Raw genomic sequence first — 20,291 nt, 5'->3', positions numbered from 1 at the left:
CCCAGACCGGCACAGGGCACGTTCTCTCAGGTACAGACGGCGACGTGTCGACCGTGCCCAGTGCCTGTACTCCAGGCGCTTCCTTTCCACGAGGCTGAGACTGTGCCCCTGAATCCGTACCAGCAGTACCGCGCGACGAAGGTGGAGACTGCCGGGTCTGTCGATCTGGTGGTGATGCTCTACCAGGGCGCGGTTCGGTTCACGCGCCTGGGGATGGACGGGCTGTCCCGCCAGGACAACCAGGCGGCGCACACGAACTTCGTCCGCGCGCAAGACATCATCGTCGAGCTGCTCGGCTCGCTCAACCACGAGGCTGGTGGGCAGATCGCAGGGCAGCTCGCCTCGATCTACGACTACTGCTTTCGACAGCTCGTCACCGCGAACATCAAGAAAGACCCGGCTCCCGCGCGTGAGGTCGTCGGCATCCTGCGGGATCTGGGCACGGCCTGGCAGGAGATTGCCGCGCAACAACGGGCCGCACAGGCGAACGCGGGAGCTCCTGCCCGCGCACTACCGGCAAAGGCACGTTGACATGGCCGCCCACGGGCACGCATCCGCTCACCAGGATCATCCACCAGTCATGCTCGGGATGCTGCTGGCTCGCCTCCGCACGATCGTGCAGGCGCAGGCCGAGGCGCTCCTCGCGGATGACTTCGACCGTCTTGAAGTGCTCATCGCGCAGCGCGAGCCGCTCGTCGCGGACCTGAGCAGCTACGGCATCACAGACTTGAGCGTGCTGGACCGCGCCCTCGCGGAGCAGGTCGCGGCGCTCGATCAGCAGCTGCTGGCGCTCGTGCGGGAGAGCCTGGACCGGACCGGCCAGGAGATGCGCGACGTCGAGCGTGGCCGCACCGCCCTGGCGGAGTACCGCCGGCGGGGCCAGACGCTGATCCGGAACCTCGCGTACCTCGGCCAGCACGAGTAGGATGCGGCGCGCCTGGGCGCGCGTCGTCGTCGGGGCATAACGGCCCCGCCTACCATCCTGCAGTCGCCTCGCGACGCTCCCGTCTCGCCTGCTGCTGCTGTTCCCGGCATCCGTCGCGCAGCGACGGCGACGGCATGGTGGTAGACGGGGCCCTGCACGGCAGTGGTTCAGGGCCCGACTGGGCGTCTTACGGCGTTCTGGGGACACCAACAACCATGCGATTGCCCTGGCGTTTCCTGGCGGAAGCGGGCGCGCATCCTGCCGCCGAGCTGCGCGCCGGGACGAGCCGCGGCGCCCGCCAGGATTGGGCCGGAACTGGCCCGAATGGGGACTGTAGAAATGTCGCGCCATGCCGATTATTCCTACAGCAGCCGCGCGTGATCGCAAACCTCTCCTGGTCATAACGACCGGGAGGCGAGTGGTCGTCCGCCGGCCACCTCAATGAAGGCCGTGGATCCTGGATGCCAGCCGGCCTGCCCGAAGGAGTGGGCGATGCTTCCGAACCCCTACCAGCAGTACCGCGCGACCCGCGTAGAAACCGCAGGTTCCGTGGATCTCGTGGTAATGCTCTATCAGGGAGCGGTCAAGTTCATCCGGCTTGCTGTTGAGGCACTGGAACGTGAGGATATGAAGACCGCGCACGCCAACTTCGTGCGCGCCCAGGATATCGTCGTCGAGCTGCTCGGATCGCTCAACCGCGATGCTGGCGGGCAGATCGCCACCCAGCTCGCCGGCGTGTACGACTACTGTTTCCGCCGGCTGATTCAGGCCAACGTCAAGAAGGATCCCGCACCGGCCCAGGAGGTCGTGACGATCCTGCGCGACCTCGGCAAGGCGTGGCAGCAGATCGCCGTGCAGCAGCGGCAGGAGCAGGCGCGCGGCGTGATGCCCGGCCGGCCGCAGCGCATGGCGGCCATCGCCGTCTAGGCTGGGGCGATGGTGGCCGGTCGGCGCGCCGCCTCGCCAATCGACCGTTCGTTGAGCAGCCAGGAACAGAGCGAGGCTCACGGGAGCGGGACGCTCACGAGAGCCGGAGGGGGAAGGGCCGACGATGCCGCACCACCAGCACAGCACAGACCATGATGCCAGCGGGGCGACTGCCGCCACGGCGGCCCCCGCCATGACAGCCTCTGCCACGGCGGCCCCCGCCACGCGACTGCTAACCGCTCGGCGAGCTTTGAGCCGCCGAGCGTTTCTGGCGTTCGCGCTCGCCGGGCTGGCCGCGGCGGCCTGCGGCCCGACGGAGCAGATCGTCTACGTCGAGCGGGCGACGGCCACGCCGCTGCCGCCAGCCAAACCGACCGTCGCCCCCGAGCCGACGATGCTGACGGCTCCGGCCCAGCGCCAGGGCCCGATCCAGCTGCCGATCCCGGTGCGGTCCGGCCCGGCCGCTGCCGTTTCCGCGCAGAACCAGGTCATCCCGGCGTTGCAGATGCGGTCACGCCCGTACAGCAACCGGCTCCAGGCGCCCGAGCGGCTGATGATCCCGAACATCGACCTGGATGCGAAAGTCGTCCCAGTCACCACGAAGACGGACGACAAGGGCAACATCCTCTGGGAGACGGCGGCGTTCGCGGTCGGGCACCACAAGGGCTCGGCGATGGCCGGCGAGAACGGGAACGTGGTGCTGTCCGGACACATCAGCAGCCCGCGCGAGGGCGCGATCTTCAAGAACCTGCCGAAAGTCGAAGCTGGCATGGGCGTGATCGTGGGTACAGCCGACCGGCAGTACCTGTACACCGTCGTGGACACGCGGGTGGTGACGCCGGACCGGGTCGAGGTGCTCGATCCGTCGGACAAGGCCATCATCACGATGCTGACGTGCGTACCCGACGGGATCTACTCGCACCGGCTGGTGGTCCGCGCCGAAGCGGTCTGACAGGCATGCGCTGAGATCAGTCAACGCTCTGCGCGTACCTGTCAGGCGTCAGCCTTCCGGGATCGGGGGGATGGTCGCCCCCTCGAATGCAGCCTGGACGCTTCAATACTCCAGCGCGCCGTTGACGCAGGTCACTGCCGCCCCACCGAGACGGACATTGCCGCCGGCGTCCACGGCAACGGTGATCGTCCCATCGCGGCCGACACACCGCCCCTGCTTCGCCTCGTACCGCACGCCGCCGCGTGGCAGCAGACCGCGCGCTGCCTGAAAGACGGCGACGCTCCCGTTTCCACTCCCGCAGACGGGGTCTTCATTGACGCCGCATGACGGAGCGAACGACCGAACCTCCAGATCGTTGCCCTGTCCGTCCCGCTTTGCGAACAGGGTGATGCCGGTCACGCCTAGCCGCCGCTCGAAGTCTATCGACCGGGCAAAGTTCGGCGTGAGTCCCAGCAAGCTGTCCACCGTCGGCAATTGCGCCACAACCCAGACTGCGCCGACGTTGATGATGGCCGGCTCCACCGCCCGTACGATCTCATGACCGATGATCGCTTCAAGCTCGGCAACGTCGTCAGCCGCGAGAGCCGAGACCCTGGCAGGCGGAAGTCGCAGCGTGAGCTGCCGCGCTGGTCCTTCGCCCTCAACGGCGATCTCGACAAGGCCAAGCCCGCACTCCATCATGATGACGCCGTCATGCGGCTGAACCCGGCCCGCTTCCAGCGCGGCGTGAGCGCTACCTATCGTCGGATGACCGGCAAACGGGAGTTCAGCAGCGGGGTTGAAGATTCTGAGGAGGTAGTCGGCTCCGGGCTGCGTCGGCGGCAGCAGAAACGTCGTCTCCGACAGGTTGGTCCACTGGGCGATGGCCTGCATGGCCGCGTCATCGAGCCCCTCGGCATCCAGCACCACCGCGACCGGATTCCCCAGCAGTGGCCTGGATGAAAACGCATCAACGACTTTGAATGCTCGGCTTACCATCGTGCCTCCTTGTAGCTCGTCGGGGCCGGTCCAGAGTACAGACGCGGTCCGGTACTGAGGTCCTTCTCAAACGCGTACGTTCGCCTGACAGAACCGGGAGCTTCGGCCCTGCATGAAGTGGCAGGGCCGTCCGTATTCTGAGCGTAGCCTTTTTCTAGGCGCACTCAGAAGGAGCCCCCGATGCTCGAGATCCTCAAGACCGCTGGCTCGGCGCTGACCGCACAGCGCCTGAGGATGGACGTCATCGCCAGCAACCTGGCGAACGCCGAAGCGACGAGCACGCCGGAAGGCGGCCCGTACAAGCGCGAGCGCGTCGTCTTCGAGCCGAAGCTCCGCGACACGATGAGCAAGCTTGGTGAGCAGTCCAGCTCCATTGCGAGCGGGGAAGCCACCGGCGGTGTCGTCGTGCGCGCCATCGTCAAGGACGATGAGGACCCCCGGATGGTTCTCGACCCGACGCACCCAGACGCTGATGCTGACGGGTTCGTCGCCTACCCGAATGTCGATCTGGTGACCGAGATGACCGACATGCTGTCGGCCAGCCGGTCGTACGAGGCGAACATCACCATCGTCAACGTCGCGAAGAGTATGGCCCAGCGAGCGCTGGACATCGGCCGCTAGCCCAGGCGGGGCCGGCCACCGAACGTACTGCCGATCTGACAGCGACGATCGCGCCACGCGCACCAGAGGAGCATCACCGTGGATATCCCATCGATCTCAATGCGGACACCTTCGCTGGGCCTGAACCTGCCGCGGGTCAAGCCCGAGACTGAGGCCCCGGCCGTCGCGCCGACCACCGGCAACGGAGCTGGCGCTGCCCTGGAAGGGTTCGGCCAGGCGCTGAACACGGCGATCCAGGGGCTGAACGAGTCCCAGAGCGCCGCCGACAACGCCTCCGTGTCGCTGGCCGCCGGCGAGCCCGTCGACCTCCACGAGGTCATGCTGGCCCGCGAGACCGCGAGCCTCCACTTCCAGCTGGCTGTCCAGGTCCGCAACAAGCTGATTGAGGCGTACCAGGACGTCATGCGGATGCAGGTCTAGCCCACGCCCCCCGACTCATCTCTACGACCGCTTGAGGACAAACGATGCTGGCAGCACTCCCCGCACCGCGTGACGCCCGAGGCATGTGGCTCAACCTGAGCCGCAACCAGCGCCTCTCGCTCGGGTTCATCGGCATCGCTGCCGTCGTCGTGATCCTGGCGTTCGTCACTCTGTCACGACCGGCCGAGTACCAGGCGGCGTTCACGAACCTGCGTGAAGAAGACGCTGCCGCCATTGTCGCCAAGCTCAAGGAATCGAAGATCCCCTACGAGCTGGCGGACAACGGGACCATCAAGGTGCCTGCCGCGCAAGTGCAGGACGCGAAGCTGATGATCGCCTCGTCTGGGGTGGTCAAGGCCGGCGGAGGCGCCGGCTTCGAGATCTTCGCGCAGCCCCACTTCGGGCTGACGGAGTTCGCCGAGAAGATCAACTATCAGCGCGCACTCGAGGGCGAGCTGGGCCGCAGCATCGGCCGCCTCGAAGCCGTCGAGATGGCGCGCGTGCACCTGACCCTCCCCGAACAGAGCCTCTTCGTCAGCCAGAAGAAGGATCCGACCGCCGCGGCCGTGGTCCAGTTGAAGCAGGGGCGCAAGCTGGACGAGTCCCAGGTGCAGGGCATCGTGCAGCTCATCGCCGGCAGTGTTGAAGGGCTCAAGGCAGAGGGCGTGACGGTCATGGACACGGCCGGCAACGTCCTCTCGATCAAGGGCGCAGACTCCGACCCGACCCGCAAGCAGAACACCCGCCAGGAAGTCCAGCGGCAGCTCGAGCAGCGCCTGACCGACGAGGTCAAGACGATGCTGACGCCGCTCGTCGGCCCAGACAAGGCGGTGGTGCGGGTCAACGCCGATCTTGACTGGGACCAGTACGAGGCGAACAGCGAGACGTTCTCGCCGAACCAGAAGGCCCCCCAGGTCCGCAGCCGCCGCGAGATCTCCGAGAGCGCGGCTCAGGGCACCGCCACCGCTGGCGGTGTCCCGGGCGCTGACCGGAACGTCCCCGGCTACCCGACCCAGGGCGCGGGCCAGGCTGGTAACGCCCAGAACGAGAAGCGCGACGTCACCACCAACTACGAGCTGTCCCGAACTGTCGAGAAGACCACCCGTACCCCCGGTGCGATTCGCCGCCTGAATGTCGCGGTGGCCCTCGACAGCGAGGTCATCGCCGATCCGGCCCAGGCCGACGCGATCAGCCGCCTGGTGGCCACGGCCGCCGGCCTCGACACCAACCGTGGCGATCTCGTCACGCTCACCAGCCTGCCATTCAACGCCGTGGGCGCCGCCAAGCCGGCCGAGCTGGCCGAGCAGGCTCGCCAGCGCGAGATGATGCTCTCCATCGCCCGGATGGTCGCGATGGTCCTCGGCCCGCTGCTGGTGGTCGGCATGATCTGGCTGGCCCTGCGCCGCAGCCGCCCGAAGTCCGAGAAGCCTGAGATCAAGGATGTCGCCCAGAAGAACGGCGCGAAGGTCAACACCGAGCTGACCGCCGAGCAACAGCTGGCCGCCCTGCCCAAGCCTGAGAAGGATCCTGAGCAGCTACGCATCGAGAAGGAGCTGCAGCAGATGGCCAAGCTCGACCCGAAGACCATGGCGACCCTGATCCGCTCCTGGATGGCCGAAGACAAGCTGGGGAATGCAAAGTAGTCATGCGAGGCAAAGAGAAGGCTGCAATCCTGCTGATCGCGCTCGGGCCTGAAGCGAGCGCCAACGTGCTCAAGGAGCTGCGCGAGAACGAGATCGAAGCCCTGACCATGCAGGTGTTCGCCACCGAGCAGATCAAAGAGGACACGCGCAAGTCGGTCCTGAAGGACTGCTATCAGCTCGCTCTCGCACACGGCTACCTGACGAACGGCGGCGCGCAGTACGCCGAGGAGATGCTCGCGAAGGCGCTCGGGTCCGAGAAGGCCTCGGAGATCATGGCCCGCCTGCTCTCGACGGTCCGTCCCAAGCACTTCGACTTCCTCAAGGACACGGACCCCTACCAGCTGGTCAACTTCATCCAGGACGAGCAGCCGCAGGCCATCGCCCTGATCCTCTCGCACCTCCCGCCCGTCGAAGCGGCCAAGATCCTGGCGATCCTCCAGCCCGAGCAGCGGGCCGAGGTCGCCATGCGGATCGCCACGATGGAGCGCACGCCGCCTGAGGTCATCGAGGGCGTGGAGTCCGTCCTGCGCCGCCGCGTCTCCACCATCCTCCAGAGCGACTACTCCACCGCCGGCGGCGTGGAGCACCTGGCCGCCCTGCTGGGCAATGTGGACCGCAGCACCGAGCGTGTCATCCTCGACCACCTGGACAAGAACGCGCCCGAGCTGGCGACCGAAGTCCGCAAGCTCACCTTCACCTTCGACAACCTCATCCAGCTCGACGATCCGTCGATCCAGCGGGTGCTCCGCGAGGTGGACGCCAAGGATCTGGCGATGGCCCTGCGCGGGATCGCCGAGGAGCTGCGCGAGAAGATCTTCAAGAACCTCTCGACGCGGGCCGCCGAGATGCTGCGCGAGGACATGGCCGTCAGCGGCCCGGCCCGCATGCGGCAGGTCGAAGAGGCCCAGCAGCGGATCGTCGCCATCGTCCGACGCCTGGAGGAGTCTGGCGACCTGGTGATCCAGCGAGGCAACGACGATGTCCTGGTCTGATCCCGAGCCTACCGCTGAGCCGCGCCCGGCCTTCCGGGCCGGCCTCAGCCTGGTCAATGCCGCCAACCCGCTCTTCGGACCGGGGCCGGAGTCCCCGGCCGAGCCGACGGTCACCTCGCTCCCCTTCGGGATGGTCGGCGGGGCATCTGGCGGCTCGACGGGCCGCGATGCGGGCGGCCTGGGTGGCCCCATCGGACAGCGGCTGCGTGCGCGCCTCGGCCAGCGGATGGACGAGAGCCTCAAGCTCCTGGAACAGCGCTTCGAGCAGTTCGGCGAGCGCCCCCAGACGGACGATGTGCCGGCCGGCAAGGTCCGCCCGATGGTGTTCTCGACGTTCGGCGGGGAAACCGACCCAAAGTCCGCCACGCCGGCCGAGCCTATCGAGATCCAGCCACCCGAGCCGGAGGTTCCGGCCCCGCCCCCCATCGACTACGAAGCCGTGAAGGCCGCTGCCTGGAACGAAGGGTTCCAGCGTGGATACCAGGAAGGCACGAGCCTCGCCGCCGAAGAGCAGAAGGACACCACCATCCGCCTCGGCGCGCTCCTCCACGACATCGTCGCGGACACCGAGGGCTTCGTGCGGAACCTCGAAAGCGAGATCGTCGACCTTGTGCTCGGCGTCTCCGAGAAGGTCATCGGCCGGGAGGCTCGCCTCGACCCGCAGATCGTGGTCAACGTGGTCCGCTCGGCCCTGAACGAGATCCACGACGCTACTGAAGTCCGTATCCGCGCCCACCCCGACGACGTGGCGATCCTCGATTTGCGCTGGCAGGAGATGCTGCCGCGCCGCGTGGCCGAGCGCAGCGAGCTGCTGGCCGATGAGGCCGTCGAGCGCGGCGGCGTGGTGGTCGAGACCCAGATCGGGTACGTCGACAGCCAGTTGAAGTCCCGTCTCCAGCAAATCGTCAACACCTTCCAGGCTGTCCTGGATGGAGAGCCAGTATGAGCGTCGCCCCGCCCACCCTCAGCTTCGCGCGCTACGAGCGCGCCCTTCGAGATCGCTCGGCCCTGAAGTTCCAGGGCCGCGTCTCCCAGGTCATCGGCCTGTCGATTGAGGTCGAGGGGCTGCGGCTCGCCGTCGGCGATGTCTGCACGATCATGCCGGAGATGGCCGGGCGCCGCCCGGTCCACCAGCCGGACGAGGCGAACAACCGCCGGGCCGGCGGCATCAGCGCCGAGGTCGTCGGGTTCCGCGAGGGCCGGCTGCTGGTCATGCCGTTCTCGGACACGCAGGGTGTGCGCCCGGGCAGCGCCGTGTTTCCGCGCGGCCGGGCCTTCAACGTGCCGGTCGGGCCGTCCCTGCTGGGGCGGGTCATCGACGGGCTGGCCCAGCCGATTGACGGCAAGGGGCCGCTCGGCGCGATCGAGCGCTACCCCGTCACCAACCAGCCGCCCGACCCGCTCTCCCGCCAGCCGATCCGTGAGACGCTCAGCACGGGCGTCCGCGCCATCGACGCCATGCTGACCTGCGGCAAGGGCCAGCGCGTCGGGATCTTCGCAGGGAGCGGCGTGGGCAAGAGCACGGCGCTCGGCATGATGGCCCGTAACGCCCAGACCGACGTCAACGTGATCGCCCTGATCGGCGAGCGCGGTCGTGAGGTCCAGGAGTTCATGGAGCGCGACCTTGGCCCCGAAGGGCTGGCGCGCTCGGTCGTTGTGGTGGCCACCTCGGATCAGCCGGCGTTGCAGCGCATCAAGGCGGCATGGGTCGCCACGGCTATCGCCGAGTACTTCCGCGAGCAGGGTCTCGACGTGACGCTGATGATGGACTCGGTCACCCGGTGGGCGATGGCCCAGCGCGAGATCGGCCTGACGGTCGGCGAGCCGCCCGTGGTCAAGGGCTACCCGCCGAGCGTCTTCGCCCTGATGCCGAAGCTGATGGAGAAGGCGGGTACGTCCCACCGGGGGACGGTCACCGGTTTCTACACCGTGCTGGTGGACGGCGACGACGTGAACGAGCCGATTGCCGACACCGCGCGCGGCATCCTCGACGGCCACATCTGGCTCTCCCGCAAGCTGGCGAACCAGAACCACTACCCCGCCATCGACGTGCTCGGGAGCCTCAGCCGCCTGATGTCCGCCCTGGCCACACCGGAGCATCAGCGGGCCGCCAGCGCCGTCCGCGACATCCTGGCAACCTACCGCGCGTCCGAAGACCTCATCAGCATCGGCGCGTACCAGCCCGGCGCGAACCCGAGCCTGGATCGGGCGGTGCAACTGATGCCCCAGGTCAAGGATCTGCTCTGCCAGTCCGCCCACGACGCCACGACCATCGAGGACGCCGTGCAGGGGCTGAACGCCATCTTCGGCACGTTTGGCCCGGGCGCTTCCGCCACCGGCGCGGCAGCCTAGTGACGAGCGTGCGAGGCTAGACGATGGCCGGGTTCACCTTCCGCCTGCAGAACGTCCTGGACTACCGAACCGGGCTGGTGGACCGCGCCCGACAGGAAGTCGCGGCGCTCCAGGCCCGGCTGCACGACGAGGAGACCCGACTGCACAACCTCCAGCGGGCGGAGCGCAACGCCATCCGCCAGCAGGACGTCATGCAGCAGTCGGGGACGCTCGATCTGCCGGAGATCACGCGGCTGCTGGAGTACGCCGAGGTGCTGGCTCGCCAGATCGCCGAGCAGCACGAGGTCATCACGCAGTGCCAGCGGGACGTAGACGTTGCCCAGGCACGTATGGTGGCGCTGGCAAAAGACGCCAAGGCGCTGGAGAAGCTCCGCGAGCGGCAGCTTGAAGAGTACCAACAGGAAGACGTCCGACGAGAGCGCGCCGAGACGAGCGAGCTGGCCTCCGTGCGCCACCAGCGCGCCCAGGCCACGCAACAGGCGGGATCGTAGCGATGCCAAACACCTCCAATCCAAACCTGACGATCCGAAACACCCCGCCCAGCAAGCTGGGCCTGCGCCCGGCCGGTACCCGCCCCAACCCGCCAGCCCAGCGCGGCGCGCAGCAGACGGCCTTCGCGCAGGCGTTGAACGCCGCACAGGGCACCCGTCGTGGAAGCACGGCCGCCCAGGCTGCACTCGCCAATCAGGCCGGTCTGGCGAACAGCCTCGGGTCCGGGCTGCCGCTGGCCCAGAGCCTCGCGAGCGTCCAGATGTTGAACCAGCGGACGCCGGCCACCCCGGCTGCGCCGGCTGCCGCGCCTGCCCGCCCGACACTGGATCTGCCCGGCGGCTTCGGCGCGATGGTCGATCAGGCGGCCCAGAAGTACGGCGTCGATCCGGCGCTCATCGCCGCTGTGATGAAGACCGAATCGAACTTCAATCCTGACGCCGTCTCGCGGGCCGGCGCGCGCGGGCTGATGCAGCTGATGCCCGGCACGGCGCGCGGCCTCGGCGTCACCGACCCGAGCGATCCGCTCCAGGCCGTGATGGGCGGCGCGAAGCTGCTCGGGCAGCTGCTGGACAAGTACAAGGGCAACACCGAGCTGGCCCTGGCGGCCTACAACGCTGGCAGCGGCGCGGTGGACAAGTTCGGCGGCATCCCTCCGTATGACGAGACGCGCAAGTACGTGCCGCTGGTGATGGGCGCGTACGAGGGTTTCCGCCAGCAGATGAAGACGCCGGCCACGTCGGCCGCCGGGAGGTAACCCATGCAGATCAACGACACCCGCACCGACCGGCTCATCAAGTCCGCGCTCGAAGGGCTGACGGCCCGCCAGCGGACCATCGCCGACAATGTGGCGAACGTCGATACGCCCGAGTTCAAGGCGACCCACGTCACCTTCGAGACGCAGCTCAAGCAGGCTATCGGCACGGTGGACAACCCGCTGCCGATGTTCAAGGTGGCGAACGCCGTCGAGGGGCCGGGGGCCGTCCCGGAGCGGATCAGGCCGCAGGCGCAGATCGAGTCCGACACGGGCCGCCGCAACGACGGCAACAACGTGGACATCGACGCCGAGATGCTCGAGCTGACGGACACCAACACGCGGTTCAACGCGCTGATCCAGGTGATGAGCAACAAGCTGTCCGGGCTGCGGTACGTGATCAACGACGGCAAGCGGTAGCCGAGCAGGCGGCAGAGCATGCAGGCGGTAGAGCATGAGTGAGAGCGACGGCCAGAACACGATCAGCACCAGTGCGCCGCGCCTTGGCGAGATCGGCCGGGCCGTCGCGCGGAACGTTCGCAGCCTGCCCGACACGATGGGTCTGCCCAGCTTCGCCAGCAGCCTGGCCGAGGCCACACAGGCCCGCGCAGCGGCCGCGCCCGGAGGCGTTGCTCCGTCCGTGGCGCCGGCCGGTCTCGGAGGGCCGGCCTCGCCCGACGAGGCTGGCCCGCTGATGCTGATGGCCTCGGCGCAGGCCACAGGCGTGCAGGCGTACCCCACCACCCAGCCCGGCGCGCCCACGACCCAGCCCGGCGCGCCCACGACCCAGCCCGGCGCCCCCACCACCCAGCCGGGCATGCCCACGACGCAGCCCGGCGCGCCTGTCGGCCAGCCCGCCTCCGCGCCGATCACCGGAGCTGGCACCCGCAAGGATCCGCTGGTGCTCCCCTACGGCGCATCCGCGGCCGACATCGACGCCGCTGAGGCTGCACTGGCCGCCGCGCGCGGCGTGACGCCGACCGCCGAGCTGAAGCCGCTCTCCCTCAAGGAGTATCCGAAGCCTGAGAAGTCGGACCGCAACGGCGTGCTGAGCTGGACGTCCTCGACGCCGCCGACCGGCCGCGAGCTGGACCGCTTCGTGGACGAGGCCCGCAACCGGAAGGCTGGCTGGGCCACCTTCGAGGTCGATCCCGGCAACGTCGAGCAGTACGATGAGCTGGTCGAGCGGCTCACCGAGGCCGGCATCCAGCCGATTGCCCGCGTGCAGGATCACTATGGTGACCTGCTGGCCGACGACGTTCGGGCGCTGGTCAAGGATCTGCGGCAGCAGGGTGTCCGCTACTTCGAGCTGTTCGACGGCGGCAACGTCAATGCTGACACGCCAGATGACCATGTGGATGTGCGCGACTACGCCGAGCGTTGGCTGGTGGCCGCCCAGGCGGTCGTCGAGAGTGGCGGCCTGCCGGGCATCGGCGCGCTCTCGCCCAGCGGCGACTACGACGACCGTGGTTTCATGCGGCAGGTGCTGAACGCCGTCAAGGAACGCGGCGGCACGGATGTGCTCGGGCAGTCATGGCTGGCGCTGCGTGGCGCGACGCCCGGCAAGGCGGCCTCCACTACGGATGTCGAAGGTCTGGCCGAGCGCGCCGAGTGGTTCGACCGGATCAGCCGCCACGCGCTCGGCCGGAGCCTGCCGATCCTGGCGACGCTCGATCCCGCTGGTGGCGCGGAGCGTCTCGCCGACGATCCTGGCAGTGCCAGCGCCAACAACGCCGCCGACAAGTCCGAGCAGACGCTCAAGGACGTGCGCCGCAAGCTGCCGGCCCTGTTCGGCGTCAACCGGGGAACGGTCGCCCCCGCGCCATAGGGCTCGCGCCCGACGATGCAGGGCCATTGCGTGATGGCGGCAACGTGCAGCATCGCGGGGGAGGATTCGCGGAAACACGTGCACGTCTTGATGTCATCCTGAGCTTGCGAAGGACCTCACCCGCTGACGCGACGGTTGAACGTCAGGGGGTGAGGTCCTTCGTTTCGCTCGCCAGCTCGCTTCACTCGGGATGACATGGGGGTTGTGCTCGGCGCTCTGCATCGGCGGTCTGTCACACAGTGAATGCTGGCTGAGACGCAATCCGTATGGGGTCGGGTGTGACAAGCGCCCGTGTCGGCGCGAGAGGATGGCTGGCCGGGGGCGCGCCTGCTATCCTCCCTCACAACCCGGTCGATCGCAACGAGGGGAGTCGCCCGATGGCCACTGAGCTCATGACCGCTCATCGTGCTCCGTCTGCCGCGCGCCGCATGGCCGATGCCGCCAACCGCTTCCTTGCCGCGCTCTCGAACGAGCAGCGCGCCACCGCGACGTTCCCCTTCGAGGGCGACGAGCGCTACCTCTGGCACTACACGCCCGTCGCGCGGAACGGCCTGCTGATCAAGCACATGACGGCGAAGCAGCGCGCCCTCGGGATGGAGCTGCTGGCGACGGGCCTCTCCGAGCGCGGCGCCAGCCAGGTGCGCCAGATCATGGATCTGGAGCCGACCCTCCGCGAGCATGAGAAGCTCGACCGGATGGAGGAGCGCTGGGACCGCTCGTCCGAGCTGTACTACTTCTCGGTCTTCGGGCAGCCGGGCGGCGCCGATCCGTGGGGCTGGCGCGTCGGCGGGCACCACGTCGGGCTGCACTTCTCCGTCGTAGACAACGAGCTGATCGCCTCGCTGCCGCTGTTCTTCGGCGCGAACCCCGCCGAGATCCAGTACGGGCCGGAGAAGGGCCTGCGGACGCTGCCTGAGGAAGAGGATCTGGCGCGCGAGCTGGTGCAGAGCCTGGACGCCGACCAGCGCGCCGCCGCCATCGTCGCGGCGGTGGCCCCGGCCGACATCCTGACGGTCAACGGCCGGACGGTCACGCCAGGGGTGATGCCGTCCGGTCTGGCGCTCTCGCAGCTACGGGGCGGCCAGCGCGATCTGCTGGTCCGGCTGATCCGCCACTACGTCTCGCGGGCGGCCGACGACCTGGCCGGCAACGAGTGGGCGCGCATCGAGTCGGCTGGCCTGGATGATGTCACGTTCGCCTGGGCCGGCCCGACCGAGCGCAAGCGGGGCAACGGCCACTACTACAACGTGAAGGGCTCGACCTTCATGCTGGAGTACGACAACACCCAGAACGACTCGAACCACATCCACTCGGTGTGGCGCGACTTCACCAATGACTGGGGCGAGGATCTGCTGGCCAGCCACCTGCGGGCGCACCACCGGTAGGCTCCCCGGCCCTCCGCACGGAGGGCCGCGTATTCCGCCCTGGCGAGTCACGCGCGGCCTCTCATTCGTCATCCCGACTCCATTCGGCAAGCTCGCTACGGTCGGGATGACGAGGTGGGATGCAGCGCTCGGGTCAGTCGGGGTGAGGGGCGTCGCGGGGAATCTCGGCGCTACGCCTCGTCGGGGATCTGCGACAGTTGCGCCAGCCACGCTGCCGACTCGCCGTCGCTGGGTGCGCGGTAGTCGCCGCGCGGCGAGAGCGAGCCGCCCGACCCGACCTTTGGCCCGTTCGGGATGCACGAGCGCTTGAACTGGCTCAACTGGAAGAAGCGCCAGAGGAACGTGTTCAGGTGCTGCTTGATCTCGGCCAGCGTGTACTGCCGTTTGCGCTCCTCGGGGAGGCCGGGCCACGTTCCCAGGGCGCGGTCGCGCCAGGCGCAGTAGGCCAGGAATGCCACCTTCGGCGGGGCGTACCCGAAACGCAGGGTGTAGTACAGGCTGAAGTCGTGCAGCTCGTAGGGGCCGAGCTTCGCCTCGGTGGACTGCGACGGCTGCGACGCGCCGAGATCCTCGGCGCCGGTGTGCGGGATCAGCTCCGGGCTGATCTCCGTCTCCAGCACGTCCACCAGCGTCCGGCTGGCCGCTTCGCCCAGCTCGCCGACCTCGGCCACCCAGCGGATGATGTGCTGGATCAGCGTCTTCGGCACGGAGGCGTTGACGGCGTAGTGCGACATGTGGTCGCCGACGCCGTAGGTGCACCAGCCGAGGGCCAGCTCGCTGAGGTCGCCGGTCCCGACCACCAGCCCGTTGTGGAAGTTGGCGAGGCGGAACAGGTGGCTGGTCCGCTCGCCGGCCTGCACATTCTCGAAGGTCACGTCGTAGACCGGCTGGCCGTCCACGAACGGATGCCCGATGTCGCGGAGCATCTGGAGGCAGCTCGGGCGGATGTCCAGCTCCTGGGCCGTGCAGCCGATGGCCTGCATCAGCCGGTGGGCCTGCGCCAGGGTGCGGTCGCTGGTGGCGAAGCCGGGCATGGTGTAGGCCATGATGTTGCTGCGCGGCAGCCCGAGCTGATCCATGGCCTGGGCGCAGACCAGCAGGGCGTGCGTCGAATCGAGCCCGCCCGAGACGCCGATGATCGCCTTCTCGAGGTGGGCGAACTTGAGGCGCTTGGCGAGGCCCTGCACCTGGATGTGGAAGACCTCGGAGCTGCGAGCATCACGGGTGCGCGGGTCAGATGGGACATAGGGGAAGCGCTGGTACTGGCGCGTTGGCAGCAGCCGCTCGTCCGAGGGCAGGTCGATGGAGAACGTTACCCGCTCGAACGGCTCGCCGGACGCGGCGGCGATGCGGGCACTCTGGCCGAAGCTGCCCTGGCGCATCCGCTCCTGCGAGAGTCGCTCCAGGTCGATCTCGCTGGTCAGGAGCCGCGGGGTCTGGCTGAACCGCTCGGACTCGGCCAGGATGTTGCCGTTCTCGGCGATCAGGGCGTGGCCGTCCCAGGCCAGGTCAGTGGTCGATTCGCCGGGGCCGGCCGCCGAGTAAAGGTAGGCCGAGAGGCAGCGCGCGGACTGCCCGCCTACCAGCTCGCGGCGGAACTCGGCCTTGCCGATGGTGAACGGCGAGGCCGAGAGGTTCAGCAGGACCGTCGCGCCCTCCATCGCCGCGTACGATGACGGCGGGATCGGCACCCAGACGTCCTCACAGATCTCGACGTGGATGTTGAGCAGCGGCTGCTCCTCGCACTGGAAGAGGACGCGGCTGCCGAACGGGATGTCCTGCTGTCCGAGCAGATCGACGGTGTCGAAGGTCGCCGCCTCGCCGGCCACGAACTGGCGGGCCTCGTAGAACTCACGGTAGTTCGGGAGGTACATCTTCGGGACGATGCCGAGGATCCGCCCGCGCGAGACGACGGCGGCGCAGTTGAACAGCAGGTGCCCGAGGTGGAGCGGCAGACCGACTACCGCGACAAGCTGAAGCTCGCGCGAGGCCTCGACGACGCTGGCGAGCCCGTCCAGGCAGCCGTCGAGCAGCGCCCGCTGGTGGAAGAGGTCGTCGCAGGAGTAGGCGGAGATCCCCAGCTCGGGGAACAGGACGACGACAGCCCGCTCGTCGGCGGCCTTCCGCATGAACTCGACGGTCCGCGCGGCGTTGAAGGCCGGGTCTGCGACCCGCACCTCGGGGATCGCGACCGCGACGCGGACGAGATCATGACGGTAGAGGTTGAAGAACGACGTGCCAGCCGGCATGAGGTGTCACTCCCGAACGTCGACCCTGAGGATCCTGGCACCGATAGGATCGCACAGTGAGTGCCTCGGAGGCCGGCAACCTCGCTGGGAGCGTCGCGCTCCCAGGGGGGTCAGTCCAGGATGACGGCGTCCTTCGCGTGGCCGCCGCCGGCCATCGGCTTCTTGCCGCGCTTCAGCCAGAGCGCCGGCAGCAGCCCGCACAGCGACACGAGCGTCGCCAGGTAGAAGCAGTCGTCGAAGCTCTGGATCGTCGCAAGGACGGCCACCTGCTTGATCAGCGCCGACAGCCCGGCCGCCTGCGCCGCCGCCAGCGAGAGGCCCCGCTCCAGCATCGCCGTCTGGACCGCGTTCAGCAGCCCGACCGCCGCCACGTTGGTCGCGTTCACGTTCTGCGCCAGCAGCGCCTGGTGGAACTGCTGCCGGTTGAGCAGAATCGTGGCGAAGATGCCGGTGCTGAACGCCCCGAACAACTGCCGCAGCACGTTCGAGAGCGCGCTGGCCCGCGAGATCTGGTGCGGCGGGATCGTGTCCATCGAGACGGTCGTGACGGGCATCATCATCAGGCCCATCGCGAGGCCGCGCATCAGCAGAATCCAGCGGATCGTGCTGTCCGGCGTGCCGACATCCAGATCGGTCAGCAGCCACGTCGCGAAGGCCAGCAGCAGCAGGCCCGGGATGACCACCAGCTTCGGGCCGAAGCGGTCCAGCAGCTTGCCGGAGATCGGCATCATCACGGCGGCGGCCAGCGCCTGGGGCAGCAGCAGCAGGCCCGTCTCCAACGCCCCCAGCCCGCGCACGTTCTGCAAGAACAGCGGCAGCAGCAGCAGCGACGAGTACATGGCGATGGTCGCCACGAAGTTGACGAGCGTCGCCACGAAGAACGTGCGGTCCTTGAGCACGGTCAGGTCGAGCAGCGGCTGCTCCTGCGCCAGCTCCACCACGATCCAGCAGGGGAAGGCTGCTGCCGCCGTCAGCAGGAGCGTCACGACGTACGGGTCGGTCCAGCCATCGTCGGGGACGCGCTCCAGGGCGAGCATCGCCGAGGCGAACGCGATGGACGAGAGGATGAATCCGACGTAGTCGAAGCGGGTGCCGGCGCGGGTCGGCGTCTCGCGGAGGATGACCATGCCGGCCAGCACCGCCAGCGCCCCGATGGGCACGTTGAGGGTGAAGATCGGCCGCCAGTCCACGTACTCGACGAGGTAGCCGCCGAGCGTCGGGCCGATGACCGGCGCGATCAGCAGCGGCAGCCCGAAGACGCCCATGATGGTGCCGCGCTGGTTGGCCGGGGCCACCTGGAACAGGATGCTCATCCCCAGCGGCATCAGCATGCCGCCGCCGAGGCCCTGGATCACCCGGAAGACGATCAGCCCCTCGATGTTCGGCGCGAGGCCACACAGCGCCGAGCCGAGCGTGAACAGGATGACCGTCGCCATGTAGGTGCGCTTGGCCCCGAACGTGTCCGAGAGGTAGCCGGTCGCTGGCATCACCACGGCCAGCGCCAGCATGTACCCCGTCAGCACCAGCTGGCCTTCGTTCACATCGCTCTGGAAGACCTGGATGATGCGCGGCAGCGCCACGTTGACGATGGTCGTGTCGAGCACGACCATGAACGAGCCGAGCACGATGACGATGAGCGCCTGCCAGTGGTAGGGGATCGCGGCCAGACGGGCCAGGAAGGCGTGCCGAGCGCCAGCGCCGCCGATGGGCTGTGCGAGGGTCGCCATGCGTCTACGGCTGCCAGGGGAGCGGGAAGCTGCTGGCCGGCTCCCGCACGTGGATGCGGACCTCGACGGACGTGCCGAGCGGCAGGACGGTGCCGCCGGCGTCCACGGCGATCTTCACCGGGACGTACTGCGTCACCTTGGTGAAGTTGCCGGAGGCGTTGTTCGAGGGGAGCAGCGAGAACGTCGCCGCGCTGGCTGGCGTGATCGCTTCGACGCGCCCGGCGAAGTCGCGGTTGAGGGCGTCGACGTGGATATCCACGGCCTGCCCGAGCGCCAGCTTCCAGGCGCTCGACTCCTCGACGTTCGCCTTGACCCAGACCTGGGCCGGATCGATCAGCGCGTAGATCGGCTGGCCGGCCGCCACCGTGCCGCCGACGTACCCCATGCGCGCCGCCACGATGCCCGTCAGCGGCGCATAGACCGAGACCAGCGAGTCGGTGGTGCCGGTCACGCCGAGCTTCGGCCCCGTCCCCTGGGCCGTGGTGCCGATATCCTGCGGCATCGCCACGACGGCGATCTCCTGGCCGGCCTGGACCGTCCGCCCGACGTCCACCTTCGCCGTGACGATCCGCCCGGCGTTCAGCGAGCCGACCTGCACCAGGTCGCCCGTGACCGAGGCGTTGTCCGTCGAGATGAAGTAGGTCGCGTCGTACCAGTAGCGGTAGCCAAGGACGCCGCCGACCACCAGGATGACCAGGACGATGGGGAAGAGCAGCAGGAGCCGCTTGCGCCTGGAGCCAGAGCGCCTGACAGGCTCGTGGACCGTGACGGCTGCGGGAGCGGGGCGGGTGTGACCGTTGGCAGCAGGCGCGGGCGCAGTCTGTGATGGCGCGGCGGTTGCGTGGGCCGGTGCGCCGTCACCTGAAACAGCCACTGGCGCAGAAGCCGTGAGCGTCGGTGCGTCGCCAGCAGGAGCCGCCGAGTCGGTCGGGCCGCTGCTGGCCGGCGCCGAGGCCTCGGCAGGGCCGTCGCCAGCCAGAGTCGGCGTCTCCGGGGCTGCTTGCGCGTCGGGCGTGGCCGATGGGCCACTCGTCGATGTCGTCATCCGCTTACCACCCCCACCACGCGCGTCTTGTCATCTCCATCAGGCAACACCGTCAGACAGCCGCAGCATCAGGCAGACTCCAGACCGCGCTGGAGCGCCCGCAGCCCGTCCACCAATGCCGCCCGCTCGTCCGGATCGCTGCGGGCCAGCAGCGCCGCGATGCCGCCCACCGCCTCGGCCTTCAGGGCCTGGTAGACGGCCTGCCCGTCCGGCGTCAGCCGCAGCACCACGGCCCGTCGGTCGTCGGGGAGGCCGCGCACCCGCTCGATCAGGCCGCGCCGCTCGAGCGTGTCAGCGGTCACGGTCAGCGTTGCGCCGCCCACTTCCAGTAAGTCGGCCAGCTCACCGCACCGGTAGTCACGCTCGTTGAGCCGGCTGAGTACCTTGAACTGGGCCAGTGTCATGCCGTCAGCATGGGGCGCGGCGCGCATGGCGTCGATGGTGGTGCGGATCAACCGGGGCATCAGCTCGATCAGCAGCGCGGCGGCGTCCTCAGCACGCACGTCGCCATCGCCGCCCCCCAGGCCGACCGTGCCAGGATGTCCCACGCCGACGCTCACCGTACCCCTCACGCCCCCGAACGCGCACCAGCCGCCGCGGCCGGTCGTTCGCCCTACAGGTATTTCGCCCTACGAAGGATAGCACGGGAAGAGTGGTCGCGATGGTGGGTTGTCAGGCGTCCGCGGTGCGGCTGACCGCTCCCTTGTGCGCGTCTGTGCACTGAACGGGCAGTGGAGATACCCAGGCTGGCGTGTGGACGCAGGGCGATTGCATGTTCATTGGTGTCCCCGAAGCATCATGGAACGGGCGGTCGGGGGTTTCAAGCCCCGACGCGGCGGCACGACGACATCAACATGCAATCGTCCTGGCGCTGCCCTCAGGGCGATTGCATGACGAGCACGTCCTGCGACCTCGTCGGGGACTGAAGTCCCCGCCTACAGTCATTCCGTCGCTGCGCGACGGAGACCGGGAACAGCCGTCGTCCGGTGAGACTGGAGCGTCGC

Annotated in this window: 20 protein-coding genes; 15 read left to right on the top strand and 5 right to left on the bottom strand. The window is 68.6% G+C overall.

The features are described 5' to 3' along the window. Positions 1 to 102 precede the first annotated feature (102 nt). From fliS (IT306_11730) to IT306_11715, 4 genes are all read left to right on the top strand, one after another. Positions 103 to 531 carry a flagellar export chaperone FliS gene (gene fliS / locus IT306_11730; protein ID MCC7369087.1) on the top strand — a complete coding sequence of 143 codons (429 nt, stop codon included), beginning with the start codon at positions 103 to 105 and terminating at the stop codon, positions 529 to 531. Between the two features lie 49 nt (positions 532 to 580). After that, the gene (fliT, locus tag IT306_11725; protein MCC7369086.1) at positions 581 to 925 is read left to right on the top strand and encodes a flagellar protein FliT; all 345 of its coding nucleotides are present in this window, start codon (positions 581 to 583) and stop codon (positions 923 to 925) included. A 492-nt stretch (positions 926 to 1,417) separates the two neighbouring features. Beyond that, a complete protein-coding gene (gene fliS / locus IT306_11720) occupies positions 1,418 to 1,852 on the top strand; it encodes a flagellar export chaperone FliS (protein MCC7369085.1) in 435 nt (144 codons plus the stop codon). Positions 1,853 to 2,102: 250 nt separating this feature from the next. Next, positions 2,103 to 2,804: a sortase gene (locus tag IT306_11715; GenBank protein MCC7369084.1), complete on the top strand. Its 702-nt coding sequence runs from the start codon at positions 2,103 to 2,105 to the stop codon at positions 2,802 to 2,804. 102 nt (positions 2,805 to 2,906) lie between these two features. On the opposite strand, the gene IT306_11710 is transcribed toward IT306_11715, so the two are convergent. After that, complete coding sequence (locus IT306_11710) at positions 2,907 to 3,782, bottom strand: PhzF family phenazine biosynthesis protein (GenBank protein ID MCC7369083.1); 876 nt, start codon at positions 3,780 to 3,782, stop codon at positions 2,907 to 2,909. 180 nt (positions 3,783 to 3,962) lie between these two features. On the opposite strand from IT306_11710, the gene flgC reads away from it, so the two are divergent. From flgC to IT306_11655, 11 genes are all read left to right on the top strand, one after another. Further along, a complete protein-coding gene (gene flgC, locus IT306_11705) occupies positions 3,963 to 4,403 on the top strand; it encodes a flagellar basal body rod protein FlgC (GenBank protein ID MCC7369082.1) in 441 nt (146 codons plus the stop codon). Between the two features lie 99 nt (positions 4,404 to 4,502). Beyond that, positions 4,503 to 4,823 carry a flagellar hook-basal body complex protein FliE gene (fliE, locus tag IT306_11700; GenBank protein MCC7369081.1) on the top strand — a complete coding sequence of 107 codons (321 nt, stop codon included), beginning with the start codon at positions 4,503 to 4,505 and terminating at the stop codon, positions 4,821 to 4,823. 44 nt (positions 4,824 to 4,867) lie between these two features. Continuing rightward, on the top strand, positions 4,868 to 6,466 hold the full coding sequence (fliF, locus tag IT306_11695; protein MCC7369080.1) for a flagellar M-ring protein FliF: 1,599 nt from the start codon (positions 4,868 to 4,870) through the stop codon (positions 6,464 to 6,466). 2 nt (positions 6,467 to 6,468) lie between these two features. Further along, positions 6,469 to 7,458: a flagellar motor switch protein FliG gene (fliG, locus tag IT306_11690; GenBank protein ID MCC7369079.1), complete on the top strand. Its 990-nt coding sequence runs from the start codon at positions 6,469 to 6,471 to the stop codon at positions 7,456 to 7,458. Next, entirely contained in the window at positions 7,445 to 8,404 is a 960-nt protein-coding gene (locus IT306_11685; GenBank protein ID MCC7369078.1) for a hypothetical protein, read from the top strand. Before fliG ends, IT306_11685 begins: the two co-directional genes overlap by 14 nt. Continuing rightward, positions 8,401 to 9,810 (top strand): FliI/YscN family ATPase, encoded by a 1,410-nt coding sequence (locus IT306_11680; GenBank protein ID MCC7369077.1) that lies wholly within the window; start codon positions 8,401 to 8,403, stop codon positions 9,808 to 9,810. Before IT306_11685 ends, IT306_11680 begins: the two co-directional genes overlap by 4 nt. A gap of 23 nt (positions 9,811 to 9,833) precedes the next feature. Beyond that, positions 9,834 to 10,301 (top strand): flagellar export protein FliJ, encoded by a 468-nt coding sequence (gene fliJ, locus IT306_11675; GenBank protein ID MCC7369076.1) that lies wholly within the window; start codon positions 9,834 to 9,836, stop codon positions 10,299 to 10,301. A 260-nt stretch (positions 10,302 to 10,561) separates the two neighbouring features. Beyond that, on the top strand, positions 10,562 to 11,056 hold the full coding sequence (locus IT306_11670) for a lytic transglycosylase domain-containing protein (GenBank protein ID MCC7369075.1): 495 nt from the start codon (positions 10,562 to 10,564) through the stop codon (positions 11,054 to 11,056). Between the two features lie 3 nt (positions 11,057 to 11,059). Then, positions 11,060 to 11,473 carry a flagellar basal body rod protein FlgB gene (gene flgB, locus IT306_11665; GenBank protein ID MCC7369074.1) on the top strand — a complete coding sequence of 138 codons (414 nt, stop codon included), beginning with the start codon at positions 11,060 to 11,062 and terminating at the stop codon, positions 11,471 to 11,473. A gap of 34 nt (positions 11,474 to 11,507) precedes the next feature. After that, complete coding sequence (locus IT306_11660; protein ID MCC7369073.1) at positions 11,508 to 12,881, top strand: hypothetical protein; 1,374 nt, start codon at positions 11,508 to 11,510, stop codon at positions 12,879 to 12,881. Between the two features lie 392 nt (positions 12,882 to 13,273). Further along, positions 13,274 to 14,266: a DUF3500 domain-containing protein gene (locus IT306_11655; GenBank protein ID MCC7369072.1), complete on the top strand. Its 993-nt coding sequence runs from the start codon at positions 13,274 to 13,276 to the stop codon at positions 14,264 to 14,266. Between the two features lie 170 nt (positions 14,267 to 14,436). On the opposite strand, the gene IT306_11650 is transcribed toward IT306_11655, so the two are convergent. From IT306_11650 to IT306_11635, 4 genes are all read right to left on the bottom strand, one after another. Continuing rightward, complete coding sequence (locus IT306_11650; protein ID MCC7369071.1) at positions 14,437 to 16,515, bottom strand: NAD(+) synthase; 2,079 nt, start codon at positions 16,513 to 16,515, stop codon at positions 14,437 to 14,439. Positions 16,516 to 16,625: 110 nt separating this feature from the next. Next, on the bottom strand, positions 16,626 to 18,242 hold the full coding sequence (locus IT306_11645) for a DHA2 family efflux MFS transporter permease subunit (GenBank protein ID MCC7369070.1): 1,617 nt from the start codon (positions 18,240 to 18,242) through the stop codon (positions 16,626 to 16,628). 4 nt (positions 18,243 to 18,246) lie between these two features. After that, complete coding sequence (locus IT306_11640; protein ID MCC7369069.1) at positions 18,247 to 19,287, bottom strand: efflux RND transporter periplasmic adaptor subunit; 1,041 nt, start codon at positions 19,285 to 19,287, stop codon at positions 18,247 to 18,249. Between the two features lie 68 nt (positions 19,288 to 19,355). Continuing rightward, the gene (locus tag IT306_11635; protein MCC7369068.1) at positions 19,356 to 19,847 is read right to left on the bottom strand and encodes a MarR family transcriptional regulator; all 492 of its coding nucleotides are present in this window, start codon (positions 19,845 to 19,847) and stop codon (positions 19,356 to 19,358) included. Positions 19,848 to 20,291 lie beyond the last annotated feature (444 nt).

Source organism: Chloroflexota bacterium, assembly GCA_020850535.1.
Classification (GTDB): domain Bacteria; phylum Chloroflexota; class UBA6077; order UBA6077; family JACCZL01; genus JADZEM01.
This window is presented reverse-complemented; position numbering and strand designations above follow the sequence as displayed.